The organism is Streptomyces sp. DH12 (genome assembly GCF_020873895.1).
Lineage (GTDB): Bacteria > Actinomycetota > Actinomycetes > Streptomycetales > Streptomycetaceae > Streptomyces.
The window spans coordinates 166,800-193,169 of sequence record NZ_JAHWGT010000003.1 but is presented as its reverse complement, the minus strand read 5'-3'; the positions used below and the strand labels follow the sequence as shown (position 1 = coordinate 193,169).

At 75.8% G+C, this 26,370-nt stretch carries 28 protein-coding genes and 1 tRNA gene; 15 read left to right on the top strand and 14 right to left on the bottom strand.

Annotated elements, in window-relative coordinates:
* Positions 1-228: 228 nt before the first annotated feature.
* The 3 genes from LPA54_RS04090 to LPA54_RS04080 form a co-directional block, all read right to left on the bottom strand.
* Positions 229-1,059, bottom strand: coding sequence for an SAM-dependent methyltransferase (locus LPA54_RS04090; RefSeq protein ID WP_228973779.1), 831 nt, complete (start codon positions 1,057-1,059; stop codon positions 229-231).
* Between the two features lie 197 nt (positions 1,060-1,256).
* The gene (locus LPA54_RS04085) at positions 1,257-1,493 is read right to left on the bottom strand and encodes a DUF397 domain-containing protein (protein ID WP_228973777.1); all 237 of its coding nucleotides are present in this window, start codon (positions 1,491-1,493) and stop codon (positions 1,257-1,259) included.
* Positions 1,494-2,360 carry a helix-turn-helix transcriptional regulator gene (locus tag LPA54_RS04080; RefSeq protein WP_228973776.1) on the bottom strand — a complete coding sequence of 289 codons (867 nt, stop codon included), beginning with the start codon at positions 2,358-2,360 and terminating at the stop codon, positions 1,494-1,496.
* Between the two features lie 215 nt (positions 2,361-2,575).
* On the opposite strand from LPA54_RS04080, the gene LPA54_RS04075 reads away from it, so the two are divergent.
* Both LPA54_RS04075 and LPA54_RS04070 read left to right on the top strand, forming a co-directional pair.
* Positions 2,576-3,121: an ATP-binding protein gene (locus tag LPA54_RS04075; protein WP_228973774.1), complete on the top strand. Its 546-nt coding sequence runs from the start codon at positions 2,576-2,578 to the stop codon at positions 3,119-3,121.
* Positions 3,115-3,558: a hypothetical protein gene (locus LPA54_RS04070; RefSeq protein ID WP_228973771.1), complete on the top strand. Its 444-nt coding sequence runs from the start codon at positions 3,115-3,117 to the stop codon at positions 3,556-3,558. Before LPA54_RS04075 ends, LPA54_RS04070 begins: the two co-directional genes overlap by 7 nt.
* Positions 3,559-3,753: 195 nt before the next feature.
* Here LPA54_RS04070 and LPA54_RS04065 read toward each other — a convergent pair whose 3' ends face one another.
* A complete protein-coding gene (locus LPA54_RS04065; RefSeq protein ID WP_228973769.1) occupies positions 3,754-4,878 on the bottom strand; it encodes a family 43 glycosylhydrolase in 1,125 nt (374 codons plus the stop codon).
* A 127-nt stretch (positions 4,879-5,005) separates the two neighbouring features.
* Here LPA54_RS04065 and mmuM point away from each other — a divergent pair, with 127 nt between their 5' ends.
* Together mmuM and LPA54_RS04055 are read left to right on the top strand one after the other, a co-directional pair.
* A complete protein-coding gene (gene mmuM / locus LPA54_RS04060) occupies positions 5,006-5,920 on the top strand; it encodes a homocysteine S-methyltransferase (protein WP_228973768.1) in 915 nt (304 codons plus the stop codon).
* Positions 5,921-6,194: 274 nt separating this feature from the next.
* A complete protein-coding gene (locus tag LPA54_RS04055; protein WP_228973767.1) occupies positions 6,195-7,283 on the top strand; it encodes a LacI family DNA-binding transcriptional regulator in 1,089 nt (362 codons plus the stop codon).
* An 82-nt stretch (positions 7,284-7,365) separates the two neighbouring features.
* Here LPA54_RS04055 and LPA54_RS04050 read toward each other — a convergent pair whose 3' ends face one another.
* Complete coding sequence (locus LPA54_RS04050; protein ID WP_228973765.1) at positions 7,366-7,860, bottom strand: hypothetical protein; 495 nt, start codon at positions 7,858-7,860, stop codon at positions 7,366-7,368.
* A gap of 435 nt (positions 7,861-8,295) precedes the next feature.
* Here LPA54_RS04050 and LPA54_RS04045 point away from each other — a divergent pair, with 435 nt between their 5' ends.
* The 6 genes from LPA54_RS04045 (at position 8,296) to LPA54_RS04020 (ending at position 13,384) form a co-directional block, all read left to right on the top strand.
* Positions 8,296-9,006, top strand: coding sequence for a Clp protease N-terminal domain-containing protein (locus LPA54_RS04045; RefSeq protein WP_228973763.1), 711 nt, complete (start codon positions 8,296-8,298; stop codon positions 9,004-9,006).
* A 259-nt stretch (positions 9,007-9,265) separates the two neighbouring features.
* Entirely contained in the window at positions 9,266-9,478 is a 213-nt protein-coding gene (locus LPA54_RS04040; RefSeq protein WP_228973761.1) for a hypothetical protein, read from the top strand.
* Positions 9,479-9,699: 221 nt separating this feature from the next.
* A complete protein-coding gene (locus tag LPA54_RS04035) occupies positions 9,700-9,984 on the top strand; it encodes a polyprenyl synthetase (RefSeq protein ID WP_228973759.1) in 285 nt (94 codons plus the stop codon).
* Entirely contained in the window at positions 9,968-11,023 is a 1,056-nt protein-coding gene (locus tag LPA54_RS04030; protein ID WP_228973757.1) for a polyprenyl synthetase family protein, read from the top strand. Before LPA54_RS04035 ends, LPA54_RS04030 begins: the two co-directional genes overlap by 17 nt.
* 14 nt (positions 11,024-11,037) lie before the next feature.
* The gene (locus LPA54_RS04025) at positions 11,038-12,201 is read left to right on the top strand and encodes an oxygenase MpaB family protein (protein WP_228973756.1); all 1,164 of its coding nucleotides are present in this window, start codon (positions 11,038-11,040) and stop codon (positions 12,199-12,201) included.
* 133 nt (positions 12,202-12,334) lie between these two features.
* Positions 12,335-13,384 carry an aldo/keto reductase gene (locus tag LPA54_RS04020; RefSeq protein ID WP_228973754.1) on the top strand — a complete coding sequence of 350 codons (1,050 nt, stop codon included), beginning with the start codon at positions 12,335-12,337 and terminating at the stop codon, positions 13,382-13,384.
* Positions 13,385-13,418: 34 nt separating this feature from the next.
* Here the strand turns inward: LPA54_RS04020 and LPA54_RS04015 are convergent, their stop codons facing one another.
* Positions 13,419-13,667, bottom strand: a complete 249-nt coding sequence (locus tag LPA54_RS04015; protein WP_228973753.1) for a hypothetical protein — start codon at positions 13,665-13,667, stop codon at positions 13,419-13,421.
* A gap of 340 nt (positions 13,668-14,007) precedes the next feature.
* On the opposite strand from LPA54_RS04015, the gene LPA54_RS04010 reads away from it, so the two are divergent.
* Positions 14,008-14,526, top strand: a complete 519-nt coding sequence (locus LPA54_RS04010) for a pyridoxamine 5'-phosphate oxidase family protein (RefSeq protein WP_228973750.1) — start codon at positions 14,008-14,010, stop codon at positions 14,524-14,526.
* Here LPA54_RS04010 and LPA54_RS04005 read toward each other — a convergent pair.
* Entirely contained in the window at positions 14,513-14,683 is a 171-nt protein-coding gene (locus LPA54_RS04005; protein WP_228973748.1) for a hypothetical protein, read from the bottom strand. The genes LPA54_RS04010 and LPA54_RS04005 overlap by 14 nt on opposite strands.
* Positions 14,684-14,989: 306 nt before the next feature.
* On the opposite strand from LPA54_RS04005, the gene LPA54_RS04000 reads away from it, so the two are divergent.
* Positions 14,990-15,694, top strand: coding sequence for a hypothetical protein (locus LPA54_RS04000; RefSeq protein WP_228973746.1), 705 nt, complete (start codon positions 14,990-14,992; stop codon positions 15,692-15,694).
* Between the two features lie 77 nt (positions 15,695-15,771).
* On the top strand, positions 15,772-16,620 hold the full coding sequence (locus LPA54_RS03995; RefSeq protein WP_228973745.1) for a class I SAM-dependent methyltransferase: 849 nt from the start codon (positions 15,772-15,774) through the stop codon (positions 16,618-16,620).
* A gap of 38 nt (positions 16,621-16,658) precedes the next feature.
* Here the strand turns inward: LPA54_RS03995 and LPA54_RS03990 are convergent, their stop codons facing one another.
* The 4 genes from LPA54_RS03990 to LPA54_RS03975 all read right to left on the bottom strand — a co-directional run bounded on the left by LPA54_RS03990 (position 16,659) and on the right by LPA54_RS03975 (position 20,282).
* Positions 16,659-17,798 (bottom strand): hypothetical protein, encoded by a 1,140-nt coding sequence (locus LPA54_RS03990; RefSeq protein WP_228973743.1) that lies wholly within the window; start codon positions 17,796-17,798, stop codon positions 16,659-16,661.
* A 157-nt stretch (positions 17,799-17,955) separates the two neighbouring features.
* Positions 17,956-18,906 (bottom strand): hypothetical protein, encoded by a 951-nt coding sequence (locus tag LPA54_RS03985; protein WP_228973741.1) that lies wholly within the window; start codon positions 18,904-18,906, stop codon positions 17,956-17,958.
* Positions 18,907-19,067: 161 nt separating this feature from the next.
* Positions 19,068-19,152, bottom strand: a tRNA-Leu gene (locus LPA54_RS03980).
* A 185-nt stretch (positions 19,153-19,337) separates the two neighbouring features.
* Positions 19,338-20,282, bottom strand: a complete 945-nt coding sequence (locus tag LPA54_RS03975) for a beta-ketoacyl-ACP synthase III (RefSeq protein ID WP_228973739.1) — start codon at positions 20,280-20,282, stop codon at positions 19,338-19,340.
* 253 nt (positions 20,283-20,535) lie between these two features.
* Here LPA54_RS03975 and fdhD point away from each other — a divergent pair, with 253 nt between their 5' ends.
* Complete coding sequence (fdhD, locus tag LPA54_RS03970; protein ID WP_228973737.1) at positions 20,536-21,387, top strand: formate dehydrogenase accessory sulfurtransferase FdhD; 852 nt, start codon at positions 20,536-20,538, stop codon at positions 21,385-21,387.
* 29 nt (positions 21,388-21,416) lie between these two features.
* Here the strand turns inward: fdhD and LPA54_RS03965 are convergent, their stop codons facing one another.
* Positions 21,417-21,818 carry a (2Fe-2S) ferredoxin domain-containing protein gene (locus LPA54_RS03965; RefSeq protein ID WP_228973735.1) on the bottom strand — a complete coding sequence of 134 codons (402 nt, stop codon included), beginning with the start codon at positions 21,816-21,818 and terminating at the stop codon, positions 21,417-21,419.
* Positions 21,819-22,370: 552 nt separating this feature from the next.
* Here LPA54_RS03965 and LPA54_RS03960 point away from each other — a divergent pair.
* Positions 22,371-24,170 carry a long-chain fatty acid--CoA ligase gene (locus LPA54_RS03960; protein ID WP_228973940.1) on the top strand — a complete coding sequence of 600 codons (1,800 nt, stop codon included), beginning with the start codon at positions 22,371-22,373 and terminating at the stop codon, positions 24,168-24,170.
* A 97-nt stretch (positions 24,171-24,267) separates the two neighbouring features.
* Here the strand turns inward: LPA54_RS03960 and LPA54_RS03955 are convergent, their stop codons facing one another.
* On the bottom strand, positions 24,268-25,071 hold the full coding sequence (locus tag LPA54_RS03955; protein ID WP_228973733.1) for a hypothetical protein: 804 nt from the start codon (positions 25,069-25,071) through the stop codon (positions 24,268-24,270).
* Positions 25,071-26,357 (bottom strand): VWA domain-containing protein, encoded by a 1,287-nt coding sequence (locus LPA54_RS03950; RefSeq protein WP_228973732.1) that lies wholly within the window; start codon positions 26,355-26,357, stop codon positions 25,071-25,073. Before LPA54_RS03950 ends, LPA54_RS03955 begins: the two co-directional genes overlap by 1 nt.
* Positions 26,358-26,370: the final 13 nt, after the last annotated feature.

Below are 26,370 nucleotides of genomic sequence, written 5' to 3'. Positions count from 1 at the left end.
CCTTCATCACGGTCGCGGAGCACCTCCGGTTCACCGGGGCGCCCCGCGGTGGGGCGCCGGGCTTGGGGTGCCGGGCTTGGGGTGCCCCGCGCCGGGGTGCGGCCGCCGTGTGGCGCCGGTGGCGGCTCGGGGACGCGGGGCGGACGGGAGTGCCGGGCGGACGGGGATGCCGAGGGGGGTGCGGGGGCGGGGGGGTGTCGGGGCCGGGGGTGTCGGGGGCCGGGGCTTTCAGGGCTTGCGCGCGACCGCCGCGTACCCCGGGATGGGCTCGTCGCCCGCCACCGGGACGGGCTCGCCGAGTTCGGGGTGCCACTCCGCCGTCAGCGAGACGCCCGGCTCGACGAGCTCAAGACCGTCGAAGAAGCGGCCGAACTCCTCGCGGCTGCGGGGCCGCAGGGTGAGGCCGCGCTCCCGGTAGACGGCACGTGCCTTGGCGGCGCCCTCGGGGTCGAACTCGCTCGTCACGTGCGACAGGACGACGTAGCTGCCCGGGGCCAGGCGCTCGACCAGCCGGGCGAGCAGCTCGTAGGCGCCGTCCTCGTCGTCGACGAAGTGCAGCAGGGCGAGCATGGACAGGGCCACCGGACGGGTGAAGTCGAGGACCTCGCCCGCCTGCTCCAGGATGGTGCGCGGGTCGCGGGCGTCGGCCTGGATGTAGGCGGTGGCGCCTTCGGGCGTGGAGCGCAGCAGCGCCGCGGCGTGGGCCAGGACGATCGGGTCGTTGTCGCAGTAGACGATCCGCGACTCGGGCGCCACCTGCTGGGCGATCTGGTGCAGGTTGGGCTCGGTGGGGATGCCCGTGCCGATGTCGAGGTACTGGCGGACGCCGGCCGCGCCGAGCCAGCGGGTCGCGCGGTGCATGAAGGCGCGGTTGACGCGGGCCATGTCGCGGCCGCGGGCGTCGATGGTGAGCAGCCGGCGGGCCATCTCCTCGTCGACGGGGTAGTTGTCCTTGCCGCCGAGGAACCAGTCGTACATCCGGGCGGGATGGGGCTTGCTGGTGTCGATCCGTACGCCGTCGGCGGGGGCGCCCTCGGTGGCGGTGTCGTTCCCGGTCATCGGCTGCTCCAGGGGTCGGGGGTCGGACGTGGTCAGTGTCGGACGTGGTCGGCACCGGGCGGTGCCGGCGGCCGGACGGGGCCGACGGCGGGGCGGTGCCGGTGGCCGGACGGGGCGCGCCGGGGCGGCGGGGTGGCCCGCGGGGCCGCGGCTCCGCGGGGTCGACCGCCGGGCGGTCGACAGCATATGACGCTCGCTCAGGTGAGGAGGAAGTCGGCCTTCCCCGACTTGGCGCCCTGGATGAAGGCGGCGATCTCGGCCGGGGTGTAGATGAGCGCGGGGCCGTCAGGGTCGGCGGACTGGCGCACCGCGACCCTGCCGTCGGCCAGCTTCATGGCCTCGATGCAGTTGCCGCCGTTGCCGCCGCTCCACGGCTTGTGCCACCCCTCGGCGCCGAGTTCGGCGGCGGGCATGCCGTTGTATATGCGAACCATTCACAGCTCCTTGCGGAAAGCCCGGAGGATTTCCTTCGTACGTTGCGCGGTGGCGGCCTGCGCCGCCATGCGGTCCATGACCTCGAGGTGGGAGGCCACCTCGGGGCGCGCGTCGAGGTAGACCGCGCCGGTCAGGTACTCGCTGTAGACCATGTCGGGGAGTTCGGGCACCGCGAACCGGAAGAGCACGAAGGGGCCGTACGTGCCGGGGTGGTGCCCCGTCGCGAACTCGGCGACCTGGAGGGTGACGTGCGGGAGCTCGGCCGCCTCGACGAGCCGGTCGACCTGGGCGCGCATGACCGCCGGGCCCGTACCGGGCGGCCGGCGGCGCAGCACCGTCTCGTCCATGATCACCCAGAACTTCGGGGGGTCGAGACGGGTCAGCAGCGCCTGCCGCTCCATGCGCAGGGCCACATGCCGTTCGATGTCCTCCGGCGTGACCCGGCCGACCGCCCCCGCGCGCAGCACGGCGCGGGCGTAGTCCTCCGTCTGGAGGAGCCCGGGGACGAAGTGCGGTTCGTACGCCCGGATGAGGCCGGCGGCGCCCTCCAGGCTGACGTACATGCTGAACCAGGTCGGCAGGACGTCGTGGAAGCGCTGCCACCAGCCGGGCCGGTTGGCTTCCTCGGCCAGCTGCACGAAGCCGGCCGCCTCCTCGTCCTCGACGCCGTACGCCTGGAGGAGCAGCTGCACGTACGGGATCTTCAGCGCGACCTCGGCCGTCTCCATGCGGCGGATGGTGGCCGGGGCGACGTGCAGGACCCTGGCGGCCTCCTCCCGCTTCAGACCCGCTCTCTCCCGCAGATGCTGGAGTCGCTTGCCGAGAACGACCTGTCCCACGGTGGGGGCGGACCGCGGCTCGCTCACTTCTGACCTCCCCACGCGCTTTTTCGTCGAGTGTGCCATGGGAACGCCAGACAGCACACGGCACTCTGCAAATTTCAGAGTGCCACTTGCCAAGTGTCTCCGACGGGAGGAAAGTATTCCGATGAACCAGTCGGTGAACCAGTTCACGCGGCTGCCGCGCGCTCTGCCCCGGGGAGATGCGGCGCACGGCGCCGCTCCCATGTGAGGAATCGGTCGTGGCACCTGGTAATGCGCTCACCCCCCAGCTCATGGCCGCGCGACCGCTGACCGCCCATCCCCACCGGCACCCCGACGCCCCGCCCGCGCCGCGCCACCGGCCGGCCGCCCCGCACCCCCACGCCGCCGACGCCCCTGACGCCCCCGACCTGCGTCGATTCGCCTTCGAGCTGCCCGCACAGGCCCGGGCCGTCGGCCGCGCCCGCCGACTCGTCGCCGAGCGGCTCGCCCTGTGGGGCCTGGCCGGGCAGGTCGGCGAGACCGCCGAACTGGTCGTCTCCGAGCTGTTCACCAACGCCGTCGTGCACACCGGCAGCGGCCGCGTCGTGTGCGAGCTGCGCGACCGCGGCGCGCACGTGCGGATCGCCGTCCACGACGAGGGCTGCGCCGGCACCCGCCCCCGACCGACCGACCGGGAGGAATGCGGCCGCGGCCTGATACTCGTCGACGCCGTCAGCAGCGCCTGGGGCAGCCACGGCACCCGCCACGGGGCGGGCCGCGTCGTCTGGGCGGAACTGCTCCACGACACGGCGGACCCGTGCTGAGGTCGATGGTCACCCTGCTGTCCACCCGCGGCCGGCAGGGGGAGCGGGGCGGCGGGGCCCACGGGGAGGACGCGCTCGGCGAGGTCCAGCTGGCCCCGCCGCCCCACCTCCCCGCCGCCCTCGGGTACGACGCCGTGGGGGTGCCGGCTCGGCACGGGATGCGGCTGCTCAGCCGGCTGCCCGGCGACGGCTGCGTGTTCGCCGACTCCGACTGGTGGTGGTGGCTCGTGCCGTCCGGCTCCGACGCCGACCTGCGCTGGCCCCTGCCCGCCTGCTACGCGCCCGGCGGGTTCGTCCCCGACCGGCGGCCGCGGCTGCTGCGCCGCCCCGGCGGCACCTCCCCCTACACCCCGCCCATCCCGCTGTACCTGATGATCTGCCAGCTGACCGGGACCGCGCCGGCCTGGACCGTACCCGGGGTCGGGTCCCGGCTCTGAGTCGACGCTCGTCCGGGCCGGGCCGGGCCGGGCCGGGCCGGGCCGGGCCGGGCCGGGCCGGGTCGGGTCGGGTCGGGTCGGGTCGGGTCGGGTCGGGTCGGGTGTGGTGCATGGGTGGGTGTCGGGCCTTGCCGGGGCGGGGTGGGTTCGGGTGGGTGCCTTCCGGGGTCCGGTGGAGTGGGCGTCGAGGGGGCCTCAGGTGTGGTCGGGGACCGGGACTCCGAAGTCAGGGGTGCCGTCGGGCTTCCAGCCGAGCCGCTGCACCCGGGTGTGCCGGTTCGGGTCGTGCAGCGGATCCCCGACGATCTCCCGGTACTGCCGGGCGTGGTACACGAGCACGTCCGTCCGGCCGTCCTCGGCGACGGTGAAGCTGTTGTGGCCCGGACCGTACTGGCGGGTGGTGTCGTCGCTGGTGAACACCGGCACCGGGGACTTCGTCCAGGAGGCCGGGTCCATCAGGTCGGCGCGGTCGTCCGCGGTGAGCAGGCCCAGGCAGTAGTTGCTGTCGGTGGCGCTGGCCGAGTACGTCATGAAGACCCGCCCGTTGCGCCGCAGGAACGCGGCTCCCTCGTTGACCTTGAAGCCCACGCACTCCCAGGGGTGTTCCGGCGTGGTCAGCCGCACCTGCGGGCCGGTCAGGGTCAGCGGGTCGGCCATCCGGGAGAGGAAGACGCCGGTGTTGGAGTCCGTGCCGGGCTCGTGCTGCGCCCACGCCAGGTAGCGGCTGCCGCGGTGGGTGAAGGTGGTGGCGTCGAGCGAGAAGGTGTCCCAGGCGGTCGTGATCATTCCGCGCTCCGTCCACGTCCCCCGGAAGGGGTCGGGGTGCCGGTTCTCCAGCACCCACATCCGGATGCGCCAGACGTCGTGGGCCGGAGCGGCGGCGAAGTACACGTACCAGCGGCCGTCGATGTGGTGCAGCTCCGGCGCCCATATGTGGGCGGCCATGTCGCCGCTGGTGTGCCGGCGCCACACGACGGCCTCGTCCGCGGTGGCCAGGCCCCGCAGGGTCCGTGACCGGCGCAGCACGATGCGGTCGTACTCGGGGACGGTCGCGGTGTAGTGGTACCGGCCGTCGGTGTGACGGTGGATGTGCGGGTCCGCGCGGTTGCGGACCAGCGGATTCGCGTACGGGCGGCCCGGGAGCGGGCCTGGAGCCCGGGCGGCGGAGGAGGTGGGGGCGCTGTGGGCGGCGGGGGCCGTGGGGGCGGCCGGGAGCGGTCCGTCGGCGGCGCGGGCCGCGCCCGGTGCGGCCGCGAGGGCGCCGGTGGCCACCGCGCCTTGGAGGAGGAGTCGACGGCCGAGGACGTGACGGGGGTTCATGGGGTCTTCGCCTGCCTTACGTTCGTGATGTCGAACAGTATCTGTGATTCCGAACGGCGAAACCGTAGAGGCGTGACGCGGAGAGGTCAACGGGGCGGACGGGACGCGCTTCGCTACCTTCACCGCCATGACCCCGTTCACCACCGCCCTCACCTCCCCGACCGCCGCCCTGGTCCTCGACGGCGGCCTGTCCAACCAACTGGAGGCCCAGGGCCACGACCTGGGAGACGACCTGTGGTCGGCCCGGCTGCTCGCCGAGGACCCGGAGGCCCTGGTCGCCGCCCACCTCGCCTACTACCGGGCGGGCGCCGACGTGGTGACCACCGCCGGGTACCAGGCCACCTTCGAGGGGTTCGCCCGGCGCGGCGTCGACCGGGCCGGGACGGCGCGGCTCCTCACCCGGAGCGTGGACCTGGTCCGCGAGGCCGCCCGCCGGGCCCGCGCCGCCGGCGCCACCCGTCCGCTGTGGGTGGCCGCGTCCGTCGGCCCGTACGGAGCGATGCCGGCCGACGGCTCGGAGTACCGCGGCCGCTACGGGCTGGGCACGGCCGAGCTGGAGGCGTTCCACCGTCCGCGCCTGGAGGTGGTCGCCGCGGCCCGGCCCGACGTCCTCGCCCTGGAGACCGTGCCCGACGCCGACGAGGCGCGCGCCCTGCTGCGGGCGGTACGGGGCCTGGGCGTGCCGGCCTGGCTGTCGTACACGGTCGCCGGCGGGCTCACCCGGGCGGGCCGGCCGCTGGAGGAGGCGTTCGGGCTCGCGGCGGACGCGGAGGAGGTGGTGGCGGTCGGCGTCAACTGCTGCGCCCCGGAGGAGACGGAGCGGGCGGTCGCGCTCGCGGCGCGGGTGACGGGCAAGCCGGTGGTGGCCTACCCGAACAGCGGTGAGGTGTGGGACGCGCGGGCACGCGCCTGGCGCGGTCGGCCGACGTTCTCGGCCGACCTGGCGGAGGCGTGGCGGCGCGCCGGGGCGCGGCTGGTCGGCGGCTGCTGCCGGGTGGGGCCGGCGGCGATCACGGACGTGGCGGCCCGGCTCCGGCCGTAGCCTCACGGCGTTCGGGGTCGGGGCGCCACACCGGTGGGTGGGGTCGGGGCCGTGGCGGGTCACCTCCTCGGGGTCGGCGGCCCCCGGTACCACGGAAGGCACCCCGGTGACGCCGCCGACCCCTGCGGGGGCGACCCGCCACGGCCCCTCCGACCGCCGTCCGGCGCCTGCGGGCCGCCGTCGGCCGAGGTCTGCCGGTTGGCCGGTTCGGGCCGGTCGGGGGGCGGCGCCGCCTAGGGTAGGAAGCGCTTGCTACGCCGATCCGGGAGGTGCCATGACGCCCACAGCGAGCCCCGCCGGACCGACGCTGGCGGTCGTGGCCCGCGAGGCGGGCGTGTCGGTGCCCACCGCGTCGAAGGTCGTCAACGGCCGCGAGGACGTGGCACCCGAGACCCGGCGCCGGGTCGCGGAGGTACTCGACCGGCTGGGGTACGTACCGCGTCGGCGGGTCGCCGCGCCCCGGCGGTACGGCATGGTGGACCTCGCCCTGGCCTCCCTGGAGGGCCCGGGGACGGCGGCGGTGCTGCGCGGCGCCGAGCGCGCGGCCCGCGCCGCCGGCCTCGAACTCGTCGTCTCGGCCGGCCGGCACCTGGGCCCCGACCGGCTCGACCGGATCGCCTCCCGGGGCACGACGGGCGTGTTGTTCCACCGGGACGCGGTGGCGGCGGGCTCGGCCGCGCGCCTGGTCCGCCACCGGCTGCCGTACGTGCTGCTCGATCCGGTACGGCAGCCGCCGCCGGACACCGCGTCGGTCGGAGCGGCGGACCGGCGGGGCGGAGCGGCGGTGGCCCGCCACCTGCTGGCGCTCGGCCACGTGCGGATCGCGGCGGTCGCCGGTCCCGGGGACGCGTCCGGGACGGCCGCCGGGGAAGGGGAGGCGGACGCGGGCGTCGGCGGTGACCGCGCCGCGGAACGCGCCGGCGGCGGGCGGCTCGCCGGCTGGCGCGCGGCCCTCGCCTCCGCCGGGCTCCCGCACCGCCCCGAGTACCACCGCGCCCTCTCCCCCGGCACGCCGCAGGAGCTCGGCGCACGGCTGCGCATGGGGGAACTGCTGGACCTGCCGGAGCCTCCGACGGCCGTCTTCGTCTGCTCGGACGCGATGGCCCCCGGCGTCTACGCGGCGCTCGCGGAACGGGGCCTGCGCGTGCCCGCGGACGTGTCCGTCCTGGGTTACGGCGACGCGCCCGGCGCGCGGTGGGCCGTCCCGGGGCTGACGACCGTACGTCGACCCGAGGCCGGGATGGCGGCCGCGGCGGTGGGGCTGCTCGTACGGCTGGCGGCGGGCGAACGGCCGGACGGCCCGCTGGAGCTGCCCACGGAGCTGGTGGTCCGCTCCAGCACCGCCGCGCCACCGGGCCCGTGACCGGGCGACAGGCGGGCGGGGGCGGGCGGGCCCGGTGGGCGCTGGTGGGCGGGCGCCGGGGCGGACGGCGGGCCGTCGGAGGTCAGCGGTAGGCGGCGGAGACGTGGTACGCGTACACGCCGACGAGCCCCATCACACCCAGGAGGATCACCCAGGACCGCAGGCCCGTGTGCCGGGAGCGGCCGCCCTTCGCGGCACGGCCCCGGTCGGCGGGGGGCGCCGCCGCGCCGCCGCGGCGGCGGGCACCGGCGCGGGTGCCCGCGCGCTCCGCCCGTGCGGGCGTCGGCTCCGCGGCGGCCTCGGCCAACAGGCGGCGGCACACGGCGGCCAGTTCGTCGCGACCGGCCGCGAGGCGCACCACCACCTCGGAGCGGGCCGGGGCGGTGGTGCCGCCGTCGAGGATGCGGCCCGCGCGGATGAGGACCTCGTCGCGGGTGCCCCTCGGCGAGAGGCTGATCCAGCGCCGGACGTGCTCCCCCCGGATGACGACCGCCCCCGACCGTTCGCGGTACAGCGTGTGCTGCCGCCAGAGGACTGCCGCCAAGTCGGTGGCCACGTCCTTGAGTTGGCTCTGCATGCCCTCCCCTTCGCCAGGACGCACGCGCGTCGAACGCACATGCGCACGGGCACTCTAGCCCCCGCCCCCGACAGCGGACCTCCCCGGCCTCCGGCGCCGCCCGCGTGGTCGACGCGACGACCGACGAGGCCGGTGCGGCGCCGTAGGTGTACGGCGGGGCAGCGAAGGAGCCGCTGCCGACCCGCCCGGACGGGGGGCGCGGACCGCCTTCGGGTGGTCGCCGGCGACGGCCGCCGTGAACGCGCCGAGCGTGGGGACGGTGACGCCCCCCCGCGCGGCGCCGGCGCCCGACCGGACGGGGGCGCTCGGCCGCGCCCGCGGCCTGCGGCGGCGCGACGGAGGCGGGGAGGGGGCGGCGGCGACCGGTACTCGTCGGCACCATACGGATGTCAACCCGAGGTTGACGGGGAGGGGGTGTCAACCTACCGTTGACACATGACGCATTCGGAAGGCGCCACCTCGTCCATCCGCCTCGACGACCTCATCAGCGCCATCAAGAAGACCCACCCCGACACCCTCGACCAGCTGTCCAGCGCCGTCATCGCCGCCGACCACCTCGGCGAGATCGCCGACCACCTCATCGGGCACTTCGTCGACCAGGCCCGGCGCTCGGGAGCCTCCTGGACCGACATCGGCAGGAGCATGGGCGTCACGCGGCAGGCCGCCCAGAAGCGGTTCGTCCCCAAGGGGCCCGGCGAGCCCTCCGACGTGGACCCCGGCCAGGGGTTCGGCCGGTTCGACGACGAGGCCCGCAAGGTCGTGATGGCCGGGCACACCGCCGCCCAGGGTGCCGGCAGCGCCGAGATCGGCCTCGCCCACCTCGCCCTCGGGCTGGTCGGCGAGCCGGACACCGTGGCCGTGCGCGCCATCACCGCGCAGGGGGTGTCGGTGGAGGACGTGCGGCGTGCCGCGACGGCGGCGCTGCCCCCGGCGGTCGAGGAGCCGCCGTCCCTCGTCCCGTACGGCCAGGACGCCAAGAAGGTCCTGGAGCTGACCCTGCGCGAGGCGCTGCGCCTCGGCCACCAGTACGTCGGCCCGGGGCACCTGCTGCTGGCGCAGTTGGAGTTCGAGAACGGTGAGGGGCCGCTCAGCGGCCTCGGCATCGGCAAGCAGGCCGCCGAGGCGTACATCACCGCCGCCCCCTGACCGCCCGCCTCACCCGCCCGGCGCACCCGGGCGGCCGGACGGAGCAACCGCCACGGCACCCGGCGGGCCGACGGGGCGGCTGCGGGCGCGCCGGGGCCCCGGCGGACCCGCAGCCGTGGTACCGGCCAGGCGGCTGCCGCTCGAAAGGGTGGGCTCCCCGCGCGGTGCGCTGCCCCGCCCGGCCGGACGGGAACCCTCCCCTGCGAGAAGCCACCGCCCGGAACGACCGGGCGGCGTGCCCCGCGACCCGGAGGAACACATGATCAAGAAGGCCCTTGCCTGCGCCGCCCTGGCCGCTGCCGCGATGGCGATCGGAGCAGCCCCCGCCGCCGCCGGCGAGTACGACGACAACGGCGGCAGGTTCCACGCGGCGGAGTTCAGCGCCATGGAGGGGCACTACCTGCAGTCCCAGGGCGGCGCCGTCATCGCCAGCGGCGGCGCGGTCGAGGGCGCGTACATGACGGTCGAGTAATTCCGCCGTCCCGGCAACACCCGGAGCCGCCGGGGACCCTCACCGGTCCCCGGCGGCTCCCGCGCGTGCGGCCGGAGGGGCGGACAGCCGCCGGTCGGCGCGGCCCCTAGCAGGCAGTGGCCGCCGTCTGCCGGAAGTCGGGCGGTTTTCGTCCGAAGGTGAGTTCCCCGGGCGTTCCGGATCACCATCCGCCACTCTCGGCGGGGACGAGAGGACTCACGGTGGACGAGACAGGGCGCACGAGCCCCGCGGGTGACGCGGTGCTGCTGGTGGCGGGGTTGGCCGAGGTGGCGGCGAGCGGGGTGGCGTCCCTGCTGGGCGGGGTGCGCGGGGCGCTGCGGCGCACCGACGGCGACGGGCTGGCCGGTGACGCGCAGGAGGAGTTGAAGGCCCGCGGCCGGCTGGTGCTGGACCGGTACGCGACCGTGCCGCCGGCCCACCTGGAGACGCTCGCCCGGCACGCCGCCGCGCGCCGCGCCGAGGGCGGCGATGACCGGCAGCCATGACCCGGTGGCCTTCAAGGCGCGCGTCGACGAGGTGCTCGGACGGTTCACGGCCCACGAGGCGGACGAACTGGTCGCCGTCGACGCGGAGCTGAAGCCGGTCGCCGATCAACTGGAGGCCGCCGTCGCCCACGGCAAGCGGCTCCGCGCGGCGTTCTGCTACTGGGGGTGGCGCGCGGCCGGCCAACCCGACAGCGACGCCCTGGTCCGGGCGGCGGCGTCCATGGAGCTGGTGCACGCGGCCGCCGTCGTGCACGACGACCTGATCGACGACAGCCCCCTGCGGCACGGCCTGCCCACCGCGCACGTCGCCCTGCGCGCGAGCCTGGCACCGGACCGGGAGGACGCCGCGGCCGCCGCGCGCGGGCTGGCGATGCTCGTCGGCGACCTGCTGATGTCGCTGGCGGGCCGGCTGTTCACCACGAGCGGGCTGCCCGCCGCCTACCTCGCTCGCGCCCGCCCCCTGTGGGCGACGCTCGCCCGGGAGCTCGTCGCGGGCGAGTGCCTGGAGATCCTGCACACCGGCCGCCGCCCCGACACCTCCGACTCGCTGAAGGTCATCCGGTACAAGACGGCCAAGTACACCGTCGAGCACCCGCTGCACATCGGTGGCGCCCTGGGCGGCGCGGGCCCGCGCCTGCGGGAGGCGTTCACCGCGTACGGGCTGCCGCTCGGCGAGGCGTTCCAGCTCCGCGACGACCTGCTCGGGCTGTTCGGCGAGCGCGACCGCACCGGCAAGGAGAACGGCGACGACATCAGGGCCCGCCGCCCCACCGCCCTGCTCGCCGAGACCTGGCACGCCGCGGACGACGCCGGCCGCCGGGAGCTGCGCCGGCTGCTGGGGCGGCGCCCGTGCGACGACGCCGACCTCGACGCGGTACGAGCCGTGATGAGGCGCACGGGCGCGCCCGACCGCGTCGAGCGGATGATCCTCGCGCGGGTGACCGAGGCGCGGCACGCCCTGGACGACGCCGACCTCCCGCCGCACGCCGCGCGCGCCCTGACCGATCTGGCGCACGGCGCCACGGACCGCCACCACTGACGCAAGGGGACCCGATGACGCACTACACCGACGCCTCCCTCGACGCCCTTCGGGAGGCCGGGGACGAACTGGCCGACGCCACGGTCGCGACCCTCTTCGAACGCGGGCAGGTCGGCACGTTCAACACCCTCATGCGCTACGTCTCCACGGCCGGCGCGCCCCTCCCCGAGGGGCTGCCGGACGTCGCGCGCGAGTACCTGAACGCGACGAGCACCCCACCGCACTGGGTGGACTGGGACATGATGGAGAAGGCGCGGCTGTTCTTCATCGACAACAACGTGCACATCTCCACGGCGCTGTCCTTCGCCTCCATGCCCGCCTGCTACGTCATCCCGCACGTCGCGAAGCTGCTCAGCACCACGCACTCGCTGGCCTACCCGTCCAAGCGGATGGCGGAGACCGGGCAGTTCACCGTCCACCTGATGCAGCCCGACGCGTTCGAGGCGGGCAGCCGCTTCGTGCCCGCCGCGCAGAAGGTGCGGCTGCTGCACGCGTCGATCCGCCACCACCTGAAGCGCGACGGGCACTGGGACACGGCGCGGCTGGGCACGCCGATCTGTCAGGAGGACATGATCGGCGGGCAGATGCTCTTCTCGCTGCTCGTCCTCGACAGCCTCCACCGGCTCAACATCCACATGAGCGCCGAGGGGGCGGAGGCGTACTACTACGCCTGGCGGGTCGTCGGCGCCATGCTCGGCGTGGACCAGGCGCACTCCCCCGAGAACCTGGAGGACGCCCGCCGCTTCCTCGACCTGTACATGGTCCGGTACATGGGCCCCAGCGAGGAGGGCGCGCACCTCACCCGGCAACTCGTCGAGCTGTACGAGGAGGTGGTGCCGGGCACGTTCTTCGACCCGGTCGTCGGCGCGCTCGTCCGGTACCTGATCGGCGACACCTGCGCCGACTGGCTGGACGTGCCGCGCAGCGCGTGGGACGGCGTGGCCAAGGCGGTGCCGGCGCTGCTGGGCGTACTGGAGACCATCGAGGACCGGTCGCCTTTCGCCGGCTGGGCACTGGACCGCCTGGGCCACTTCACCACCCTGTTCGAGCTGAGCTCCCTCACCCGCGGGCGGGTCATGCATTACGCCATCCCCGAGCACCTCAAGAAGGACTTCGGCGTCACCTCGCGCCCGTCCCCCGCCCGCCGCTGGACGCCCCCCGCACCGACCGTCCCCTGACGGACGGGCGGCCGGGCGCGGGGCGGCGGGTCTTGCGCTGGAGTGCGCTCCAGCTCGTAGCGTCACCGGCGTCGCGGCGGCACCGCGCCGCGCCCGCCCGGCCGACCCGTCGGCCCGTCCCCAGGAGATGAGCATGCGCTACCGCAGCCTCGGCCGCACCGGCATGGAGGTGAGCACCTACTGCCTCGGCACCATGATGTTCGGCGCCGTCGGCAACCCCGACCACGACGACTGCGTACGGATCGTCCACGCCGCGCTCGACCAGGGGGTCAACTTCGTCGACACCGCCGACATGTACTCGGCCGGCGAGTCGGAGACGATCGTCGGCAAGGCGCTGCGCGGCCGGCGGGACGACGTGGTGCTCGCCACGAAGGTGCACTTCCCGATGGGCGAGGGGCGCAACCGCGGCGGCAACTCCCGCCGCTGGATCCTGCGGGCGGTGGAGGACAGCCTGCGGCGGCTGGACACCGACTGGATCGACCTGTACCAGGTGCACCGGCCGGACCGCGCCACCGACGTCGAGGAGACGCTGTCGGTCCTCGGCGACCTGGTGCGGCAGGGGAAGGTGCGGGCCTTCGGCTGCTCGACGTTCCCGGCGGAGGAGATCGTCGAGGCGCACCACGTCGCGGAGCGCCGGGGCCTGATGCGCTTCCGCACCGAGCAGCCGCCGTACTCGCTGCTGGCCCGGGGCGTCGAGGCGCACGTGCTGCCCGTCGTGGAGCGGCTCGGCATGGGGGCGCTGACGTGGTCCCCGCTGGCCTCGGGGTTCCTGACCGGCAGGTACCGCAAGGGCCGTCCCATCGACCTGGGCAGCGGACGGGCCGCGCTGACGCCCGGGCGGTTCGACCCGGCGCTGCCGGTGAACGCCGCCAAGCTCGAAGCCGTCGAGGAGCTGGTCGCGGTCGCCGACGACCTGGGCCGTACGCTGCCCGAGCTGGCGGTCGCCTTCCCGCCGGCGCACCCGGCCGTCACGTCGGTGATCGTCGGTCCGCGCACGCGGGAGCAGTTGGACGCCACGCTGAAGGGCGCCGACCTCGTCCTGGACGACGACGTCCTCGACCGGATCGACGCGATCGTCCCGCCGGGGACCGACCTCTACCGCGCCGACGGGGTCTGGAGCCCGCCGTCCCTGACCGACCCGGGACTGCGCCGCAGGCCGCGGGCCGCCCGCTCCGCCGCCTGACGGGCCGCGGGCACGGACGCGGGGGCCGGGCGGCTCACCGGGGGCCCCACCGGTACTTCCCGCCGCCCACCCACCGCACCACGGCCGGGTCGTCGAGGTCCACGTGGGTGAGGCCGGCGTGGTGGGCGAGGCGGATGACGTCCAGGACGTCGCGGGCCGTCCCGACGACCTCGCCGCGGATCTCGACCACCCGGTACGGCGGGTCGGCGGGGACGACACCGAGGACGACGATCGGGGTGGTGGGCGGCGGGCCTTCGGTCTCGGCGGGGTCGTCGGTCGGCACGGCGGGTCTCCTTCGCTCCGGGACGGCGGCCGCCCGGTACCGGGGCGCCCCTCCCGGTCTACCACCCCGGGCGGCGGGACACCCGCGGTGACACCGCACGGGGCCGCGCGCGGGTCACGGTTGCCACCGACCCGATCACCGCGATGGCGAGAGAGACCACGACATCCGTCGCGGCGGCACATCATGGCTGGTCGATCAGCGAACACATGAACCGGTCCCGGCGTTCGTCCCCCGCCTGTCACCACCCACGCAGCACCGAGCGCGACCCGCGCGGAGCAACCTCACCGCTGCTTCATCAATGACGACAGAGGGTGTCGGGTTTACGGCCGACGATGGGCGTATGCGCGAAACCCCAGAAGAACTCGACAAGCTCCAGTCCCTCCTCGACTCGTCCCTCTCCGGCTCGACCGCACACCTCCGCTCGATCGTCGAGGGCCGCACCATCACGGCGGCGCAGCTCACCGGGGTCCTCACCGGCATGTGCACGCTCGCCCTCTCGACGGTGACCGCAAAGGGCGAACCGCGGATCAGCGGCGCCGACGGGCACTTCCTGCACGGCCGGTGGCACTTCGGCACGGCGCGCAACGCCGCCAAGGCCCGTCATCTCGCGGCCCGTCCGGCCGCCAGCGTCGCGCACATGCGCGGCGAGGACCTCGGCGTGTTCACCCACGGCACGGTGGAGGTGATGAATCCCGAGGCCGCCGAGACCACGGCCGACTGGCAGGAACTCCTCGCCTACTTGAAGGACTTCTACGGAGACGACACCTTCGACTGGAACCGCGAGGTCGTCTACTACCGGCTGAACCCGCACTGGATGACCGTCTACGCCCCCGACCTCGACAAGCTCACCGGCACGTGACGCCGGGCCGGTCGACGAGGGCGTCGTCCGCCGGGTCGGCGACCGTGTACGGGTGGGCGGCGAAGTCCACCGTGGAGGAGAGGCCGGTGTCGCGGTGGTCGTACCGGATGACGCGGCGGCGCCCCCGCCACCAGCCGCTGGAAGACCGTCGTTCCACTGCACGCCCTGGGCACCCGCCCGCATCAGCAGCACCGCCGGAGCGTCCGGATCGCCGGACTCCTCCGTCCGCAGGCGGAGTCCTCCCGCCGCCACACCGTGCGCCGCACACCCGTGAAGCGGTCCGTGCCGCTCGTGTCGTCCTGCATGATCGTTCACGCTGGTGCGGGGCCGGTACCGCCCACCAGCACGTTTCCGGCCGCTCCGCCGAGCTTCCCGGCGCCCCGTGGCGGCGGCCGTCACGGCGGGCCGCGGGCGCGCGGGTGGCGGCGGGCATAGCCTGGAGGGGACGGACGGAGGTGGCGCCATGGCCCACCGGACCGACGGACCGGGCCGGAGCCCGGAACACGGGGCGGAGCGTACGCCCGGGGCCGTCGCCCCGGACGACCCGGAGCCGCGGCCCCTCACGGAGTCCTCGGCGCGTGAGCTGTTCGCCGAGCGGGCCCCGCTCGGGCTGGTCCGGGGGTTCTCGGCGTCCGTGCCGCTCGTCGTCGACGGGGAGGCCGTCGAGGACGAGGAGCGCCTGCACGCCGACCTCGCCGGACCCCTGCACCTGACCCCGCTCGGCAGCGGGGACGAACTGGTGCTCGCCGGCTTCACCGACCGCGGGTCGATGCTCGCCGAGGCCCGCCGCGCCGTCGGGGACGGACCGCCGCGGGAAGCGGCGGACCGCGCGCGGGGCTCCTTCGAGCGGGTGTGCACCTCGAACCCCGACTCGCTCCCCGACCGGGTGTGCTTCTTCGAGGACGCGGGCGAGGGAGGCGACGTGAAGTGCCTCGGGCCCGGCCTCGGCTACCCGAACCTGAGCCGGGTGCACCGCGGCTTCCTCTCCACCCAGAACTGGAACGACGTCATCTCCTCGCTCAGCTGGTGCCGCTTCGACGTCTCCCTGTTCGACGCCTTCGACTGGCAGGGCAACGAGTTCTTCGCCCGCAAGGGCTGCAACGTCCCGGACCTGAACCGGTTCGGCTGGGGCGACCGCGCCGCGTCGATCGCCAACTGGGGCAGCTGACCGCCCTGCTGCCCGCCGTCGGCCGGATCCGTCCCGGCGGGGGTCCGGTACGCCACCCGCCGGGTTACCGTACGCGCATGACTGGTGACGACGAGGTGGCGGTGGTGGACGGCGTGCCGTCCGGCGTGCGGGCGGTCTACGGGCCCGACGACCTGAGTTCCGTACCCGCCTTCGGTGGTGGCTTCATCAACTTCGGCTACTGGGACGGCATCCCGCTCGACCGGCCCCTCACGGCGGACGACCGCGTCCGCAGCGAGCGGAACCTGTACCGCAGGGTGCTCGGGGCGCTGAGCGGCGGCCGGCCGCGGGGCCTGGCCGTGGAGGTCGGCTGCGGGCTCGGCCTCGGCTGCGCCCTCGCGCTGGAGGAGTGCGCCTTCGCCGCGGTGACGGGCGTCGACATCCACCCCGACCAGCTGGACCGGGCCCGCCGCGCCAACGCCGAGCTGCTGGCGTCCTCCCCCGACCGGCTGCGCTTCGTTCGCGGCGCCGCCGAGCGGCTGCCGCTCCCCGACGGGAGCTTCGACCACCTCTATTCGGTGGAGGCCGCCCAGCACTTCCGCGACCTGCGCGCCTTCGCCGGGGAGGCCGCGCGCGTGCTGCGCCCGGGGGGCCGGGTCGCCGTCGCGAGCTTCTTCGTCCCGGAGCGCCGCGGGGACGCCGCGCCCGAACTGGCCCGGCGCCTGGACAGCTTCCAGTCCGGGCTGGACGTGGCACACCCGCTGCCCGAGCTGACCGGGGCGCTGACCGACGCGGGACTCGCGGGCGTACGGGCCGAGTCGCTCGGCGAGCGGGTGTGGCCCGGCTTCGACCGCTTCCTCGCCGGGGTGGACCTGCCCGCGACCTGGCCGCGCAACTTCCTCGGCGCGTACCGGGACGGACTCCTCGACTACTACCTCGTCACGGCCACCCGCCCCCCGGCCGCCTGACCCCCGCCGGGCGTACGGCCCGGCCTCCTCCGGGCGGGTCAGTCCGCGCGCTCCCCGCTGACGGGCCCCGGTCGTGGGGGTGGGGCCGGGGCCGCGAACGCCTGGTCGAGACGCCAGTGACGCAGCCGTGCCCCGTCGCGGGTGAGCCAGGTGCCGTCGCCGAGGGGGACGACGGTGTCGCCGACCGGGCAGGGGTAACGCAGCCGCCCCAGCGGGCGCAGCGCGTCCGCCGACAGCAGCCAGTGGGTGTGCTCCAGAGGGCCTTCGCGGGGCACCCAGTCGGCGGTGACGAGCAAGTGCGCCCCGTCCAGGACGTGCGCGCCGGTGAAGTCGTCGTTCTCGACGTCCCACGAGAGGTCGTTGAGGTCGAGCGACGCGACCGGGCACGGGGTGGTGGCGGCTCGGGCGTCGTGGAGGTCCAGCTCGTACCGGTCGTCGTCGAGGGCCATCCCCTCGGCGCGCCGCAGGGTCACGAACCGGGCTGAGCCGGGGACGAAGCCGGCCACCTCATGGCGGTCGGCGGCGGCGCCGAGGATCCGCAACCCGTCGTCGGACGGTTCCGTCCAGTACCCCGCCCAGCCGTACCAGGCGGTCCGGAAGGAGGCGGCGAGGAGGGCGCCGCCCGCGTGCCACTCCAGGGCGAGCGCCCCCGCCACCGCCGCGACGGGCCGCTCCGCGCGGACGGTGCCGGTCCCGGCGTCGAGGAGGAGCAGGCGGTCGCCCCCGTAGCCGCGCCGGGGCGGACCGTCCTGGAGGGCGACGGCACGCCGGGCGACCTCCTCCTCGGGCAGCAGGGTCGGGACGGTCACCGCGACGAGGCGCCCGCACGGGTCGGGGGCGGGCGCGCCGGGTGCCCGCGGCGGGCGGTGCCCGCCGTGCCAGGTGTCGTGCGGCAGCTCCCAGCGGGTCGCCCCGCCGGGAGCCAGGGCCCGCACGCGGGCGGCCTCCGCGACGACGAACCCGCCGCCCGGCGCGGGGGCGGCGTGCGCGCCGGGCGGCAGGTCGAGGGTGTCGACCGGGGCGCGGACGCCGGCGAGGAACGCGGCACGTTCGTGCACTTCCAGCCGGCCGGCCGTCCGCAGGGACAGCAGGCCCCCGGCGACCGCGCGCACCCTGCCGGTCGCCTCGGTCACACCGAGCGGCACCGAGTCGATCCGTACGTCCCCCGTCTCCTTCACGCCGCGATCCTGGCACCCGGGCACGCCCGGCAGCCAACGCGTCACGCTTCCGCCCCGGCCCCGGCCCCGCTCGCCCAGGCTCGGCGCCCGCCTCCGCCCCTCCGGCGCCGCCCCGGCCGCCACCGCGCCCTCACCCTGCCGCCGCCCCTCCCGCCTCTCAGGCGTCGACGCTCAGCCAGGCGTCCCCGGCACGGAGCCACAGGGCCCCGTCGCGGCCCTGGCCGCAGTGCGGGACCACCCGTCCGGGTACCCGTGCGCGGCTGCACCCCGTCACGGTCCACGCTCCGTCGACCAGCCGGGCGCGTACCACCTCGACGGCGTGCCGGCCGTGCTCGCGCCGGGTGAACACCGCGCGGGCGCCCCGCACGGCGAACCCGTCCGGGGCGGGCACGGGGCTGCGCCGGCTGGTCGTCTCCCCCGTGGCGGGGGTGACGCGCGTCAGGTACGTCTCCCCGTCGCCGCCGCCGGAGGACCGGACGAACCACACGTGCTCGCCCTCGGTGGCGGCCGCGCGGCCTCGCAGCGGCACGTCGGGGAGCCGCCCTCGCGGCCCCCACACCGGGCGGCCCTCGGCGCTCCACCCGGCGAGCCCGGCCGTCGACTCCGGATGCCCGCCGCGCATCCCCTCGTCGCCGTGGGCCGTCCAGACGCGCCCGCCGCGGTCGGTGACGAGGACCTCGATGTCGTCGCCGAGGCAGCCGGCGCCGCGCGGCACGCCGTCGGCGGCCCACAGGAGGGCGTTGGGCCGCCACTCCCCCGTGGTGTCGTCCCGCCGCGCCCGACCGGCGGCGGTCAGGAGGCGCCCGTCGGGCAGGAGGGCGATGTGGGCGGGGGCGAGGGGGACGCCGGCGAGTGACCGGCGCTCGCTCGACCCGTCGGCGCGGCGGATCAGCAGGAGCCCGTCGAACGGGGTGCGGGGGCTCCACCCGACCCAGCCCTTGACGTGCCGTCCGCGGCGGAGGTGGCGGCGGCGCACGAGCAGGACGGCGAGGTCGCCCGCCGGGCCGACGGTCCACCACAGCGGCCGGCGACCGGCCCAGCGCTCCGCGACGGGCGCCCTCCACACTGCCCTGAGCCCGCCGCCGACCACGCCGCCGTCCGCGTCCACGTCCGCGCCCCCGTCCGTCCCCCGCGGCGGGCGCCGACGCCCGCCTGCCCCCGGAGTCTACGGACGGGGTGAGGGCGTGGCGTGCGTCCGCCGACCGCCGCCGTCGCGGCGGGTCCCGGGAACGCGAAAGACCCCACATCACTGTGGGGTCTTTCGACCGGTGTCCGAGGGGGGACTTGAACCCCCACGCCCGATAAAGGGCACTAGCACCTCAAGCTAGCGCGTCTGCCATTCCGCCACCCGGACCAGGTGTCTCGCCGCTCGCGGGGTGTTCCCCGCGGCGACATGGATAACTCTACCAGGGGTTCCGGGTGCCCTTCACCCGCATATCCCGTGGTCAGGGAGGTGCGGGCGAGGGCGCCGGCGGTCGGGTGCGGTCCGCTCCCGGGGGGTCACGGAGGGTGCGGGCAGCCTGCGGGGGCGCCGGGTGTTCAGGGGGTGTGGACGATCTGGCCCGCGTAGGAGAGGTTGCCGCCGAAGCCGAAGAGGAGGGTCGGGGCGCCCGAGGGCACGTCACCGCGTTCGACGAGCTTGGACAGGGCCATCGGGATGGACGCGGCGGAGGTGTTGCCCGAGTCGACGACATCGCGGGCGACGACGGCGTTGACGGCGCCGATGCGGCTGGCGAGGGGTTCGATGATGCGCAGGTTCGCCTGGTGGAGGACGACCGCCGCCAGGTCCTCGGGGGCGAGGCCGGCCCTCTCGCAGACCCGGCGGGCGAGGGGCGGCAGCTGGGTGGTGGCCCAGCGGTAGACGGCCTGGCCCTCCTGGGCGAAGCGGGGCGGGGTGCCCTCGATGCGGACGGCGTGGCCCATCTCGGGGACGGAGCCCCACAGGACGGGCCCGATGCCCGGGGCGCCGTCGGGGGCCGCTTCGACGATCGCCGCGCCGGCGCCGTCACCGAGGAGGACGCACGTCGTCCGGTCGGTCCAGTCGGCGATCTCGGTCATCTTGTCCGCGCCGATGACCAGGGCGCGGCGGGCGGCGCCGGCCCGGACGGCGTGGTCGGCGGTGGCCAGGGCGTGGGTGAAGCCGGCGCAGACGACGTTCAGGTCGAGGGTCGCCGGGGAGGCCATGCCGAGGCGGGCGGCGACCCGGGCGGCCATGTTCGGGGAGCGGTCGATCGCGGTGGACGTGGCGACCAGGACGTAGTCGATGTCGGCGGGGGCGAGGCCCGCCGAGGCGAGGGCCTTGGCGGCGGCGCGGGCGGCCATCTCGTCGACCGGCTCGTCGGGCCCGGCGACGTGCCGGGTGCGGATGCCGACGCGGCTGCGGATCCACTCGTCGCTGGTGTCGACCAGTGCGGCCAGGTCGTCGTTGGTGAGCACCTTGGCGGGCTGGTGGTGCCCGAGCGCGGCGATACGAGTGCCCGTCATGCCCGGGAACCCCCTTGGCTGTCGGTTGTCGAACGGTCAGGAGTTCCCCAGTCTGGTCAGCGACTCACCGGTAACCCGTCGCGTGACCCGACAGGATTCCCGCCCGCCACTTGGAGAGTCCGCCACATCGCCGCGGTGACCGGTGCTCGACCCTGCGTGACGGCGACGCCGGGGTCGGGCGGGGCGGGTGGGGCGGCCGTGCGCGAGAATGCCCACCGGGACGGTACCGCGGGGCGACGGAGGGGACGGGCACATGGGACGGGTCACGGAGCGGCGGCGCGTCATCCGGGTGCGGGACGGGGCGGTCGCCACCCGGCCGGACACGCTCGTGGCCGAGGAGCCGCTGGAGATCCGGCTGAACGGCAAACCGCTCGCCGTGACCATGCGCACCCCGGGCGACGACTTCGCGCTGGCGGCCGGCTTCCTGGTGAGCGAGGGGGTGCTGGCCTCGGCGGACGACGTACGGTCCATCGTGTACTGCGCCGGGGCGCGCGAGGACGGCGTCAACACCTACAACGTCGTGGACGTGCGGCTGGCGCCGGGCGTGCCCGTGCCCGACATCTCGTTGGAGCGGAACGTCTACACCACCTCGTCGTGCGGCCTGTGCGGCAAGGCGAGCCTCGACGCCGTGCGCACGACCGCCCGGTTCTCCCTGGCGGACGCCCCGCCCCTGACGGTCGGGACGGACACGCTCGCCGGGCTGCCGGACCGGCTGCGGGCGGAGCAGCGGGTGTTCGAGCGGACCGGGGGCCTCCACGCGGCGGCGCTGTTCTCCCCGTCCGGTGAGCTGCTGGACGTTCGGGAGGACGTGGGGCGGCACAACGCCGTGGACAAGGTGGTGGGCCGGGCACTGCGGGAGGGTCGGCTGCCGCTGGCCGGCGCGGTGCTGCTGGTGTCCGGTCGGGCGTCGTTCGAGCTGGCGCAGAAGGCGGTCATGGCGGGCGTGCCGGTGCTCGCGGCGGTGTCGGCGCCGTCGTCGCTCGCGGTGGACCTGGCCGCCGAGACCGGGCTCACCCTGGTGGGGTTCCTGCGGGGCGGGTCGATGAACGTGTACGCGGGTGAGCACCGGCTCGTCGGGGCCGACGGGGCCGCCCTGCGCGTCTGAACCCGGGCCGCGTCCGGGGCGTGCGCGGGTCAGCGGGCGCGGCGGCGGGCCTCCACCGGCGGGTCGATCATCTGGAGGGTGAGGGTCGGCGGGGGTTCGGCGAGGCCGGGGCCGCCCGCGTCGACCCAGGCGAGGATGTCGTCGAGGCAGTCGTCGTCCAGCGTCCAGCCGATCCAGGCGGCGCGGGCACCCTTCCTGCGGGCCTCGCCGGAGGGCTGGACGACCACGACGTTGGCCTGGCCGCAGGGGCCGAGGCAGTCGCTGGTACGGACGGTCAGCCGGCCGCCGGACGCGGCGGCCGCCTGCCGCAGCCGCGCCAGCTGGCCCGCGTGGTCGGTGCCCGGGTGCTTGCGCGCGTCGCCGCAGCAGCAGCCCCGGCAGACGACGAGCGAGCAGGGCCGGTCCGCGCCGGGCCGTATCCAGCGGCTCACCGGGCGCCACCGCCCCCGGCGCGCGGGCGCGCGGCAGTGGGGGTCGCGGGGTGGGGCGCGGCCGCGCGGGACGAGGACCCGCGGGGCGCGGCCGGGCCGCTCGGGAGGGGCGCGCGGTGCGGGACGGACGTGCCGCGGCGCGGGGACGTGCGGTGCGGGGGTGTGCGCGGGAGCGACCGGGACGCGGGTGCGGGTGCGGGCATGCCCTCACCGTAACGGCCTTGATCTTGGTGGCGGGGCGGTGGGGCGGCTCCCCGCCACCGGGGGCGGTGACCGGCGGCGGAAACGGGTGGAGCAGGTCTCGGCCACGGTGGCTGTGGCCGGCCCGTACAGATTCGGTGGAGATTCCGGCGGCCGCTCCTTACCCGCCGGTCAGTAGCGGCCGGGCCCCTGCCCCCGTGACCACGCGCTCGCCTGTCTGACCAGTGCCGACGGGCCTTGTCCAGACCTTGACGACCCCCTCCCGCACCCACTCTCCGTGGGGTACCGTCACCCTCCGCTGTGCTGAGCGCCACAAGGAGCAGGCCATTGCGCGAGATGACCGTGCCACCCCTGGCGACCGCTCCGCTGGTCGGCGGCTTGGCCGACGCCGTGTTCGACCACGCCGCGAGCGACCCGTGCCGCGTCGCCCTGGGACGCAAGGACGCGTCCGGCCGGTGGGGCGAGGTCACCTCCGCGGGGTTCCGCGACGAGGTGCTGGCGCTCGCCAAGGGGTTGCTCGCGCAGGGCGTGCGGTTCGGGGACCGGGTCGCCGTCATGTCGCGCACGCGCTACGAGTGGACGCTGTTCGACTTCGCGCTGTGGACCGTGGGGGCGCAGCCGGTGCCGGTGTACCCCACGTCCTCCGCCGACCAGGTGCACTGGATGCTGCACGACGCCGGCGTCACCGCCTGCCTCGTGGAGCACGAGGACCACGCCATGACCGTCGGCTCCGTCGTGGACCGGCTGCCGCTGCTGAAGCGGCTGTGGCAGCTGGACACGGGGGCCGTGGCCGAGCTCGTCGCGGCGGGCGCCCGGATCGACGACGAGGTGGTGCACCGGCACCGGCGGGCGGTGACGCCCGAGTCGATCGCGACGGTGATCTACACGTCGGGGACGACCGGCCGCCCGAAGGGGTGCGTCCTGACGCACGGCAACTTCATGTTCGAGGCGGACACCCTCGTCGAGCGCTGGGAGCCGGTGTTCCGCCCCCGGCCCGGCGAGGAGGCGTCGACGCTGCTCTTCCTCCCCCTCGCCCACGTCTTCGGCCGCATGGTGCAGATCGCGGCGGTGCGCGGCCGGGTGAAGCTGGGCCACCAGCCGCTGATGTCGGCGGGCGCGCTGCTGCCGGACCTGGCGGCGTTCCGCCCGTCGTTCGTGCTGGCCGTCCCGTACGTCTTCGAGAAGGTCTTCCACGCGGCGCGGCGGCGGGCGGAGGCCGAGGGCAGGGGCGGGGCCTTCGACCGGGCGGTGGAGGTGGCGGTGCGGTACGCGGAGGCGCTGGAGCAGCGGGACTTCGGGCTCGGGCCGGGCCCGTCCGCGGCGCTGCGGGTGCAGCACCAGTTCTTCGAGAAGGTCGTCTACGGGAGGGTCCGCGAGGCGCTGGGCGGGCGGGTGCGGCACGCGATGTCCGGCGGCTCGGCGATGGACCGGCGGATGGGGTTGTTCTTCGCGGGCGCGGGCGTGACCGTGTACGAGGGGTACGGGCTGACCGAGACGGCGTCGGCGGCGACCGCGAACCCGCCGGAGCGGATCAGGTACGGCACCGTCGGGCAGCCCGTACCGGGGACGTCGGTGCGCCTCGCGGAGGACGGGGAGGTGTGGGTGCGGGGCCGGAACGTCTTCTCCGGCTACCTCAACGCCCCGGCCGCGACCGACGCCGTCCTGCGCGACGGCTGGCTGGCCACGGGGGACCTGGGCGCGCTCGACGAGGACGGGTACCTGACGATCACCGGGCGGAAGAAGGAGATCCTGGTGACGACGAGCGGCAAGAGCGTGTCGCCGCTCGCGCTGGAGGACCGCGTGCGGTCCCACCCGCTGGTCGCCCAGTGCGTCGTGGTCGGCAACGACAGGCCGTACGTGGCGGCGCTGGTGACCCTGGACCAGGAGGCGGTCGAGCACTGGCTGGCGATGCAGGGCAGGACGGTCCTGCCGGCGGTCGAGCTGGTCCGCGACCCGGCCCTGGAGAAGGAGATCCGGCGGGCGGTCGTGGCCGCCAACACCCTGGTGTCGCACGCCGAGTCGATCCGCACCTTCCGGATACTGGCGCACCCGTTCAGCGAGGAGCACGGGCTGCTCACCCCGTCGCTGAAGTTGAAGCGTCGGGCGATCGAGACGGTGTACGCGGCGGAGGTCGACGCGCTGTACCGCTGACCGGCCGGCCGGTGGCCGGTGGCCGGGCCCGGCCACCGGGCCGGTCCGCCCGGCGGCCGGACACCCCGCGTGCGGGGCCCGGCCGCCGCAGGGCCGGTCAGGGACGGCCGGGCGTCCCCGCGGGGCGGCCCGGGCCGCGCGTCAGGGTGTACCCCCACACGCCCGCCAGCGCCGCGAGCGCTGCGCCGCCCGCCGTCCACAGCCAGCGCGTCGACCACCAGCCGGACGACCAGCCGTCCTCGGGCTCGACGGTGGCCGACGAACCCTGGACGAGCGGGGCGGCCAGGCGGCCGTCGACCGCCGCCGCGCCGCCCGCGTCCTCGACGGTGACGTCCAGCGCCGCGTCGAAGGGCAGGCCGATGTCGGTGGCGGCCACCCCCACGGCGGTGAGCCGGACGTAGTACGCACCGGGCAGCGGGTCGTCGGACCACGGCTCGGCCCACGCCCGGACGGTGCGCAGGTGGCAGGTGAGTTCGGCGGTGCGGGCGTCCGCGGCGAGCGCGCGGGCGTCGCTGCCGTACCGGCACGCCTGGCGGCGGCGCAGTCCGTCGTACACGTCGATCCGCCAGGTGCCGCCCGAGCGGCGGGCGGACGACTCGGGGAGCGTGACCACGGCCCGTACGGTCGTCCGGTCGCCGGCGTCCGCGGGGAACTGCCAGTACAGGTAGTCGCCGGTCGACGCCTGGGCGGTGGCGCGCTGCCCGGGGCGCACGGCGGTGGCGGCCCGGAAGGAGGTGCCCGCCTCGGTGGGCGCGGCCGCCTCCCCGTCCCGCGCCGACGGGGTGGGCGAGGGGCTCGCGGCGACGGCGGCCGGGGCGGCGAGGCCGAGGAACGCGGCCCCGGCGAGCAGGACGGCGGCGGCTGACCGCGGCCGGGGGCGCGAGGAGCGTACGGTACGCATCAGTTGGTCCTCCAGACGGTGACGCGCCAGCGCGAGAGCCAGCCCCACAGGAGCCCGGCGACGAAGCCGGCGAGCACGAGGACGCCCAGCGCCCACCAGCCGCGGGCGAGTCCGAGGAAGGCGGTGTCGGACGCCTCGTCCGGGCCGTCGACGAGGGCGATGCTCAGCTCGACCGGCAGGCCCGGGGTGGTCTTGACGCCGGCGGGGACGGAGAAGGAGTTGCTGACGCGCAGGCAGACGGTCTCCTCCGCCGGCTTGCCGGATCCGGTGTCGGCGTCGGCGTCGTCGGCGGGCGGCTTCGGGTGGCGCAGGCCCGTGGAGATCACGTCGGTGCGGCCGTCCCCGGCCGCCTCGCCCCGCACGATCTCCCGCCCGGCCGGGGTGGACGCCCGCAGCAGGACGCCGTAGTCACGGTTCACGGCCCGGTCGGCGGCGATGCTGACGGCCGCGCGCAGCTCGTGCCCGGGCGGGACCTCCACGCGGTACCAGCGGTGGCTGCCGATCACCTCGCGGTCGGTGTACAGGCCGGGAGCGAGCACGGGCGCCGCGGCGCACCGGTCGGCGCCCTCGGTCGCGACCGGGGTGAGGACCGGCGCGGCGGCCCGCTCGACGAGTTGGCTGACCCGCTCGGAGAGTTCGGCGGTGTGCCGGACGGAGGTGTACGTGCCTCCGGTGGCCTCGGCGATGCAGACGAGCTGGGCGCGGGTCTTGGCGTCGGGGACGAGGCCGAGCGTGTCGATGGTGAGGTGGATGCCCTTGGCGGCGATCTCCCGGGCGACCTCGCACGGGTCGAGGGGGGCGCAGGTGTCCTCGCCGTCGGTGATGAGGACGATCCTGCGGGTGGCGTCGCCGCCTTCGAGGTCGTCGGCCGCGCCGAGGAGGGCGGGGCCGATGGGCGTCCAGCCGGTCGGGACGAGCGTCGCCACGGCGGCCTTGGCCTCGGTCCGGTCGAGCGGGCCGACCGGGTACAGCTGCTGCGTGTCCCGGCAGCCCCGCTCGCGGTCCTTGCCGGGGTAGTCGGCGCCGAGGGTGCGGATGCCGAGCCGCACGTCCGCCGGGACGGCGTCGAGCACCTCGTTGAACGCCTGCTTCGCGGCGGCCATGCGGGACTGGCCGTCGATGTCGCGGGCGCGCATGGACCCGCTGACGTCGAGGACCAGTTCGACCTTGGGTGCCTCGCCCGCGGGTTCCCCCGCGTCGGCGAGGGCGGCGGTCGTGCCGAGCCCGCCCGTCAACGTGACCAGCAGGCCGCACACCGCGGCAGCCAGTCGCTTTCGTGTGATCATCGCCGGATCATAT